The sequence below is a fragment of the Bacillota bacterium genome (assembly GCA_040754675.1).
Classification (GTDB): Bacteria; Bacillota; Limnochordia; order Limnochordales; family Geochordaceae; genus Geochorda.
Map to the genome: position 1 here is coordinate 1 of JBFMCJ010000165.1, position 8,130 is coordinate 8,130.

10 protein-coding genes and 1 pseudogene are annotated in these 8,130 nt (G+C 70.1%); all 11 read right to left on the bottom strand.

Going from position 1 to position 8,130, the window contains the following annotated elements; all coding sequences use genetic code 11:
• A partial coding sequence (locus AB1609_10875; GenBank protein MEW6046970.1) for a ribonuclease HII occupies window positions 1–744 on the bottom strand: 744 nt, incomplete at its 3' end.
• Window positions 745–793: 49 nt separating this feature from the next.
• A complete protein-coding gene (lepB, locus tag AB1609_10880; protein MEW6046971.1) occupies window positions 794–1,348 on the bottom strand; it encodes a signal peptidase I in 555 nt (184 codons plus the stop codon).
• Window positions 1,349–1,392: 44 nt separating this feature from the next.
• The gene (gene rplS, locus AB1609_10885; protein ID MEW6046972.1) at window positions 1,393–1,737 is read right to left on the bottom strand and encodes a 50S ribosomal protein L19; all 345 of its coding nucleotides are present in this window, start codon (window positions 1,735–1,737) and stop codon (window positions 1,393–1,395) included.
• A 62-nt stretch (window positions 1,738–1,799) separates the two neighbouring features.
• Window positions 1,800–2,585: a tRNA (guanosine(37)-N1)-methyltransferase TrmD gene (trmD, locus tag AB1609_10890; protein MEW6046973.1), complete on the bottom strand. Its 786-nt coding sequence runs from the start codon at window positions 2,583–2,585 to the stop codon at window positions 1,800–1,802.
• Between the two features lie 2 nt (window positions 2,586–2,587).
• Window positions 2,588–3,139 carry a ribosome maturation factor RimM gene (gene rimM / locus AB1609_10895; protein ID MEW6046974.1) on the bottom strand — a complete coding sequence of 184 codons (552 nt, stop codon included), beginning with the start codon at window positions 3,137–3,139 and terminating at the stop codon, window positions 2,588–2,590.
• A complete protein-coding gene (locus AB1609_10900) occupies window positions 3,132–3,362 on the bottom strand; it encodes a KH domain-containing protein (protein ID MEW6046975.1) in 231 nt (76 codons plus the stop codon). Before AB1609_10900 ends, rimM begins: the two co-directional genes overlap by 8 nt.
• Before the next feature lie 124 nt (window positions 3,363–3,486).
• A pseudogene (gene rpsP, locus AB1609_10905) lies at window positions 3,487–3,708 on the bottom strand (30S ribosomal protein S16).
• 34 nt (window positions 3,709–3,742) lie between these two features.
• A complete protein-coding gene (ffh, locus tag AB1609_10910; protein ID MEW6046976.1) occupies window positions 3,743–5,080 on the bottom strand; it encodes a signal recognition particle protein in 1,338 nt (445 codons plus the stop codon).
• 20 nt (window positions 5,081–5,100) lie between these two features.
• On the bottom strand, window positions 5,101–5,529 hold the full coding sequence (locus AB1609_10915; GenBank protein MEW6046977.1) for a sigma factor-like helix-turn-helix DNA-binding protein: 429 nt from the start codon (window positions 5,527–5,529) through the stop codon (window positions 5,101–5,103).
• Window positions 5,530–5,658: 129 nt separating this feature from the next.
• Window positions 5,659–6,591, bottom strand: coding sequence for a signal recognition particle-docking protein FtsY (ftsY, locus tag AB1609_10920; GenBank protein ID MEW6046978.1), 933 nt, complete (start codon window positions 6,589–6,591; stop codon window positions 5,659–5,661).
• Between the two features lie 7 nt (window positions 6,592–6,598).
• Window positions 6,599–8,130: AAA family ATPase (locus tag AB1609_10925; GenBank protein ID MEW6046979.1), on the bottom strand; the 1,532-nt coding region annotated here is incomplete at its 5' end.

Consider the following 8,130-nt stretch of genomic DNA (forward strand, 5'->3'; position numbering starts at 1 on the left):
CCCGGACGCCTCCGCCACCGGGGCGAACGACAGCCGGTGGACGGGTGACGGCCCCCTTGCCCGCAGGGCGGCCAGGTGCTCAGGGGTGGGGTAGCCCTTGTTGTGGGCGAAGCCGTACCCCGGATAGATGGCATCCAGCTCGTCCATCAGGGCGTCCCGGAAGACCTTGGCAATGACCGACGCGGCGGCCACACAGGCGATCCTGGCATCCGCTCCCACCAGGGGCTCCTGCACGGCGCCCGGCCGGTTGAGCGGCAGTGTCCAGGGCCCGTCCACCACGAGGCGGTCGTAAAGCACCGACAGGGCCGAGGCTGCCCGGCTCATGGCCAGAAGCGACGCCTGCCACACGTTGAGGCGATCGATGAGGTGGTGGGAGACGACCGCAATGCGTACGTCCAGAGCCTGCGCCATCAGCACCGGGAAGAGCCTCTCTCGAGCCGGCGGCGTGAGGGCTTTCGAGTCCTGCAGGCCGGGTACCTCGAGTCCGGGAGGCAGCACGCAGGCACATGCCACCACGGGACCCGCCAGCGGGCCCCTTCCCGCCTCGTCGACACCGGCCCACCGCTCGGAACTCAGGGCGACGTGAAGCGGCGGCCCCACTCTCCCGGCACGCGGCCCTTTTCTCGGGCCCTCCCGCCGCTGAGGCAGGCGCTCCCGTCCGAGTGCCTTCCATATCTGTGCCCTATCGAGCACGGCGAGCGGGTCGGACCGGGCCAGTTCGGCGAGATCTCCCACGGGCGGCATCCCTTTCGCCCGGTTTCACCGGGAGAACTGTGCGCTCTACGGCTGCATCCTACGGCCGGCCGCTTGCCAAGATGGCGGGGACCTCCACCAGCCCCGCCCGGTAGATGGGCCAGTAGACGATAACGGCCCGGCCGATGACGTACTCCCTCGGAATGAAGCCGACGTCCGCAAAACGGCTGTCGTCGCTGTTGGCCCGGTTGTCACCCAGGACGAAGTAGCGCCCCGGTGGCACCGTCTGGCGTTCTCGGTCGGATCGGGTGGGCCCCTGCACGTAGGTCTCGTGCAAGACCTGCCCGTTGAGGACGACCTTCCCGCCCTGGAACTCGATGACGTCTCCGGGCACACCGATGATGCGCTTGATGAACTTGCGGCTGGGATCCGTGGGAACGCGGAAGACGACGATCTCACCCCGGCGGGGGGCCCGGAAGCGGTAGCTCAGCTTATCCACCAGCAGCCGCTCCCCGTTGTGCAGGGTCGGCTCCATGGACTGTCCCTGCACCAGGAAGGACTGGGCCACGAACGCGATGATGAGAACGGCAAGGATAGTGGCAAGCCCAACGGCCTCCACCAGTTCCAGCAAGGCCTCCCGGTGGGATCCCTCCACCGATCCCGTTGCCCCCCGCTATGGGCCGGCCGCGGGCCGGCCTCTCAGGCGCGCTTCTCGGCAACCCGCGCGCGCTTGCCGACACGCCCGCGCAGGTAGTACAGCTTGGCCCGGCGCACCCGGCCCCGGCGCGCTACCTCGATGCGCTCCAGCAGAGGCGAGTGAAGGGGGAAGACCCGCTCCACGCCGATACCCGACGACACCTTGCGGACCGTGAACGTCTCCCTGGTACCGCCGTGGTCGCGGGCGATGACGATGCCCTCGAAGACCTGAAGGCGCTCCCTGTCGCCCTCCTTGACCTTGACGTGAACGCGCAGGGTGTCTCCCGGCCCGAACTCGGGCAGGTCCGTGCGCACGTGCGGTGCCTCGACTGCGTGGCGCCAGTCCACGATCTTTTCCGGCTCCTTTCAGGGTGCGGCCCCATGAGCGCAACTGCGGGCCGCCCGGCATTCTAACACGTCGCGCGCTCGGCGGACAATCCTCTCTTCCACTCCTCGACGAGCCGGCGCTCCTCGGCGCTGAGGGCCGCAGATTCCAGGAGATCGGGCCGGCGCTGCAGCGTCAGGAGAAGCGACTGGCGGCGGCGCCACTCGGCGATGGCCTGGTGGTGGCCGCTCACCAGCACTTCCGGCACCTCCATGCCCCGAAAGCTGCGGGGCCGGGTGTACTGGGGGTACTCGAGCAGCCCCCGGGTGAGTCCGGATTCCCGCTCAAACGACTCGTCCCGGCTGGACCCGGGGTCCCCCAGGGCGCCCGGCAAGAGCCGGACGACTGCATCGATCACCACCAGGGCGGCTGCTTCACCCCCGCTCAGCACGTAGTCCCCGATGGAGACCTCGCGGGCCTTCAGCGCCGGGCCGACCCTGGCGTCGATCCCCTCGTACCGCCCGCAGACGATCACCATGCCTCCCGCCGTCTGCGATAGCTCCCGCGCCATTGACTGGCTGAAGAGCACCCCGCCGGCCGACATCAGCAAGACGGCGGGCGTCTCGCCCGGATGGCGCGCCTCGATGGCGTGCTCCGCGGCATCCACGGCGGGCTGGGGCATGAGAACCATTCCCGCCCCGCTCCCGAAAGGCGTGTCGTCTACCTTACGGTGCGGGTCCCGGGAGAACTCACGCAGATCCCACAGCCGGATGCCCACCAGGCCCCGATGCCACGCCCGCCCCACGACCCCGTCCTGGAGCGCCGGGGCCAGCGACGCAGGCGATAGCGTCACCACGTCGATGGGGTACATCGCTACGAGAGCAGGCCCTCCGGCAACCTTACCACCACCCGCCGCGCCGCCGGGTCCACCGCCCCGACGAAGACTCGCACGGCGGGTAGCAGCACGGGCGGCCCGCCCTCCGGCCGGCTGATCTCCCAGATGTCGTGGGCAGGGGAGCGCAACACGCCCGTCACACGCCCCACCCGTTCGCCCCCCTCGGTGACGACCTCCATGCCCAGGAGCTCAAAGAGATAGATATGCCCTTCCGGCAGCGGCCGCACGGCGTCTCTGGGAATCTCCACCAAAGCGCCCCGCAGCTTCTCGGCGGCGTCGCGGTCCTCGATCCCGGAGAAGGCCACGATCACGCTCCCCCGAGGGCCCGGCCTCGCGCGCACCACCTCCACCTGGATGGCTCCGCCGCCGGAGAGGCGCAAAAAACACGCCCCGACCGAGGCCAGGCGCGCGGGGTCATCGCTGAGCACCTCGGCCCTAACCTCTCCCCTTATGCCGTGGGGAGCCAGGATCTTTGCGACGGCCACGCGCTCTGGCGCGTCGGCCGCCGCCCTTGCCTCGCCCTCAGTCAAGGATCTCGACGTGCACCGTCTTGCCTTCCCGCAGCGCCGCGGCCTTGGCCACCACCCGGATGGCCTGCGCGATGCGGCCCTGCTTGCCGATCACCTTTCCCATGTCCTCTGGAGCCACTTTGAGTTCGAGGATGATGGAACGCTCGCCCTCGACCTGGCGCACCTGTACCTGATCCGGATGATCCACCAGCGCCCGAGCGATGTACTCAACGAGTTCCTTCACGCGTGCTCTCCTCCGTCACCGGCGTTGCCTGGGCGGCGGCAGCGGCACCTTCCCCGGCGGCCTGCTGCCCGCCGCGCATGGCCTGACGCCGCTGCTGCCACGACTGCCAGACTCCGCTGTGCTCCAGAAGTCGCCGAACCGATTCGGAGGGCTGGGCACCCCTGGAAAGCCACCCGATGATCCGCTCGGCGTCTACCCTGACTTCCGGCGGCTCCCGCAGGGGGTTGTAGTAGCCGACCTGGTCCACATACCGGCCGTCCCTCGCCGCCCGGGCATCGGCCACCACGATGCGGTAAAACGGCTGCTTCTTGGCACCCATCCGCTTCAGTCGAATCTTGACCGCCAACGCTTGCTCGGCCTCCCTTTCCGGTCCGTTCCGGTTATTCAAGACCTTTCCGCATGAGCCCCGCCGGCCCCGGGCCCTGTCCCCCGGCGGCCAGGCGGAGCATGCGCCGGGCCTCTTCGTACTGCTTCAGCAACCGGTTGACGTCCTGCACGGTGGCCCCGCTGCCTGCCGCGATCCGCCGCCGCCTGCTGCCGTCAATGATGGAGGGGGTGCGCCGTTCGGCCGGGGTCATGGACTGGATGATCGCCTCGATGCGCGCCAGTTCCTTCTCGTCCACCTTCACGTTCGCCGGCAGCCGGCTTCGCAGGCCCGGTATCATGGCCAGGATCTGGTCGAGCGGCCCCATGCGCCGCACCTGGCGAAGCTGCTCCAGGAAGTCGCCCAAGTCAAAGGCGTCCTCGCGCAGCCGCTTCACGAGCTGCTCGGCCTTCTGCGCCTCGGCGATCTGCTCGGCGCGCTCGATGAGCGTCATCACGTCGCCCATGCCCAGAATCCGCCCGGCCATGCGGTCCGGGTGGAATACCTCGAGACCGTCCAGCTTCTCGCTGACACCGGCGAACACGATCGGCGCCCCGGTCACCTCCCGGACGGAAAGGGCGGCGCCGCCCCGGGCATCACCGTCCAGCTTGGTCAGCACGATGCCGTCCACCGGCATGCGGGAGGCGAACGCCTGGGCCACCGTCACCGCGTCCTGCCCGGTCATGGCGTCCACGACCAGTAAAACCCGCCGGGCCTGCGCAGCCTCCACGATGTGGCGGGCCTCCTCCATCAGCTCCTCGTCCACGTGCTGGCGCCCAGCCGTGTCCACCACCACGACCTCGTGGCCTGCCCGCCGCGCGTGCGCCACCGCGGCCTTCGCCACCTCGGGAGCCGGCAGGTCTGTCCCTGCCGAGAAAAAGTTGGCCCCCGCTTGAGCAGCCAGCACCCGCAGTTGCTCGATGGCGGCCGGCCGGTGCAGGTCGCATGCCGCAAGCAGCACCCGCCGCCCCTGCCGGCGCTGCAGCAGGTAGGCCAGCCTGGCCGCCGCGGTCGTCTTCCCGCAACCCTGCAGGCCCACCATCACCACGGCCGCCGGCCACGGCGGGTCGAGGGTGAAGGCCTGGGCCTTGCCGCCCAGGAGGTGGGTCAGCTCGTCGCGCACGATGCGCACCACCTGGTGCGCCGGCGCCAGCCCCTCCAGGACTTCGGCCCCGGTGGCGCGCGCCCTTACGCGCTCGATGAACGCCTTGACGACGCGAAAGTTGACGTCGGCCTCCAGAAGGGCCAGCCGCACCTCCCGCAGCGCCTCGTCGACGTCCTTTTCGGAGAGCTTTCCCCGTCCCGAAAGCCGCCGGAAGACCTCCGTCAGCCTTTCGGTGAGCGCCTCGAACACCTCAAGACAAGCCCCCTCAACTAAAGCTCCCGGCGCAGGGCCTGAAGGAGCCGGTGCACCGCTCTGGCGCGGTCCTCGACGTCCGCCGGGGTGCCCCCTGACACCGCCGCCTCCAAGAGCTTGGACGATTCTGCCAGCGCCTTCTCCACCAGCCTCCGCTGCCGCCGGTACCGGGCCGCCAGGCCAAGCCGCCGCTCCGCCTCTTGCAGCGTGCGGGCGCTTCGCTGCAGGACGTCGTGAATCGCCTGGCGGCTCACCTCTTCACCCGCCGCGATCTCGGCAAGCGAGAGGTCCCGGTGGTAGCGCAGTTCGAACAGCCTGCGCTGGTTTGGGGTCAGAAGCCCACCGTAGATGTCATAGAGGAGCGCAAGCCCTCCTGGCTCCACGCCGGCCTCGCGCGCTTCTTGCTGCGACGGCCCTGCCACCCGGCCGCCCGAAGGAACCCGCAACGCCCGCCCTCGCCCGTTAAGGATATGTCCTTTACACCTGCAGAGTATAGAACGCCCCTGCTCCTGCGTCAACAAAACGGCACCGCCGGGTACGCCGGCGCGCCGGACCGCGGAAAGCTCCTGGGGACGTCAGCCCTGGTCAGGTGCGGTGTCAAGAATCGCCGCCGCAAACTGCCGGGGGTCGAAGGGACGGAGGTCTTCGGGATCTTCGCCTACGCCCACGAGCTTCAGGGGAAGCCCCAACTCGGCCGCGATGGTGAACGCGATGCCGCCCCGGGCCGTTCCGTCGAGCTTGGTGAGCACGATGCCGGTAACGGCCACCGCCTCGGTAAAGATCCTGGCCTGCACGAGCCCGTTCTGGCCGGTGGTGGCGTCCAGCACCAGCAGCACCTCATCCGGAGCCCGCCCCAGCCCCTTCTCGGTAACCCGCCGGATCTTGGCCAGTTCGGCCATGAGCTGGCTTTTGTTGTGCAGCCGGCCCGCGGTGTCGATGATGAGCGCATCGCTGCTCCGGGCTTTGGCTGCCTGAACGCCGTCGAAGGCCACCGAGGCCGGGTCCTGGCCCGGCGAACCCCTGACGAGGTCCGCACCGGCCCGGTCCGCCCACAGCGCCAGCTGCTCCTGGGCGGCGGCGCGGAACGTGTCGGCAGCCACGAGCAGGACGCGCCGGCCTTCCTGCCGCAGCCGCCACGCCAGCTTGCCGGCCGTGGTTGTCTTGCCCGAACCGTTGACCCCGACCACCAGGGCGGCCTGCGGGCGCGGAGGGTTTGGGAGGTCCCACGCCAGATGGGCCTGCCCGCGCGCGAGCTCCTCCGCCATGACGTCCGCGAGTGCCTGGCGCAGCGACACCGCGTCGTGGGCGCCCTTCTGTCTCGTGCGGAGCGCCTCCACCACGCGGGCCGCCATGGCCGGCCCCACGTCGGCGGCGATGAGGCTCTCCTCGAGGGCCTCGTAGAGCTGTGAGGAAACCCCGTGACGGCGCACCAGGGCGTCGATGGAAGCGACCAGGCTGTCCCGGGTTTTCCGCATCCCCCGGCGCAGTCGTTCCCAGACCGGCGGCATGGTCCGCTCACGCCCCAGCCGCGGCGCTCTCGAGTTCGGCGCCGAGCACCCTGGGAACGTCTCCCAGCCTCAGCACCAGCAGGCGTGAAATGCCCTGGTCGTCCATGGTCACGCCGAACAGCGAATTCGCCGCTTCCATCGTCCGCTGGCGATGCGTGATGAAGAGGATCTGGCGGTCCTGAGCCAGTTCCCGCACCACCCCGATGAGCCGGTCCAGATTTACCTCGTCCAGAGCGGCGTCCAGTTCGTCCAGCACGCAGATGGGCGACGGGCGCACCTTCTGCAGCGCGAAGATGAACGCGGCCGAGACCATCGCCCGTTCGCCGCCTGACAGCGCCACGGCCGGCTGCGGGCGCTTGGAGGGGAGCCGCACTTCGAGTTCCACCCGCCCGCCGGCGACACCATCGCCCTCCAGGCGGAGCCTCCCCTCCCCGCCGCCGAACAGGCGCTCCACCATCTCGCCGAATGCCCGCGACGCCGCCTCGAGGGTGCGCTGCAGGCGGTCCGTGCTCACCTTGTCCAGCTCGCGCTGCCAGCTTTCGATGGCCGAGAGGGTCGCCAGCACGTCCGCCTGGGCGGCCTGCGTCGTCTCGAACTCCCGGCGGGCCTGCTCGTACGCCGCGATGGTTTGCATGTCGACGGTGCCGATGCGGTCCAGTTCCGCCTGAAGCTCCTGGCGGCGGCGCTCCAGGTGCGAGCGCGGCGAGCGGGCCAGTTCCGGGTGAGGCGAGGGTATGGCGCGGGGGTCCGAGATCGCGGCCCCGGCCAGTTCGGCGAGGCGTGCCCGCACCTGGTCCCACCGATCTCTGGCGACCTGCGCCGTCCGGTCGGAGCGCATCCAGCTGGCGCTGTGAAGCTCCACGGCCTTCTCCAGATGAGCCACCTGCTGGCGGAGCTGCTCAAGCTCCCCGGCGGCTGCCTCCAGGCGGGAAGTCAGCGTGGAGCGTTCCTCGCTTTGCTGCTGCACCGCGGCCTGAAGCCGGGCGACCTCCTCGGCCAGCGCCCGTGCTGCCTGGTGGGCCCCCTCCATCTCGAGGCGGGCCTGGTCCTGTTCGCTGGAAGACGCTGCCATTCCCTCCTGCAGGGCGGTCAGATCGCTCTGCGCCTGTTCAAGCCGGGAGAGCAGGACCTTTTCGTCAGCCCGCAACGCCTCGACGCGCGCCAGCGCCTCCATGACCCGCGCCTCCAGCTCGCGCCGGCCCTGCCGGGATCGCTCAAGCTCCGCCGTCAGATCCTCCAGGGCTTTGCGCCAGCGCTGCTCCTCGAACTGCTGGCTGTTGAGGCGGGCACGCAGATCCTGCTCGCGCCGTTGGATTTCCTCGGCGGCCTCTTTGAGACGGCGGCCTTCGCTCTCCAGGACGGCCAGCTCCCGCTCCAGCCTCCGCCGCTCGTCGTCGAGCGCCTCCCGGCGCCCGGCTGCCGAGGAGCGCGCCGCCCGCAGCGCCTGAAGCGCATTTTCCAGCTCCAGTGCCTGCTGCTGATGGGCGCGCAGCGCCTGCACCCGGTCCTCGAGCGCGCGCCGGAAGCGGGCGGCTTTAG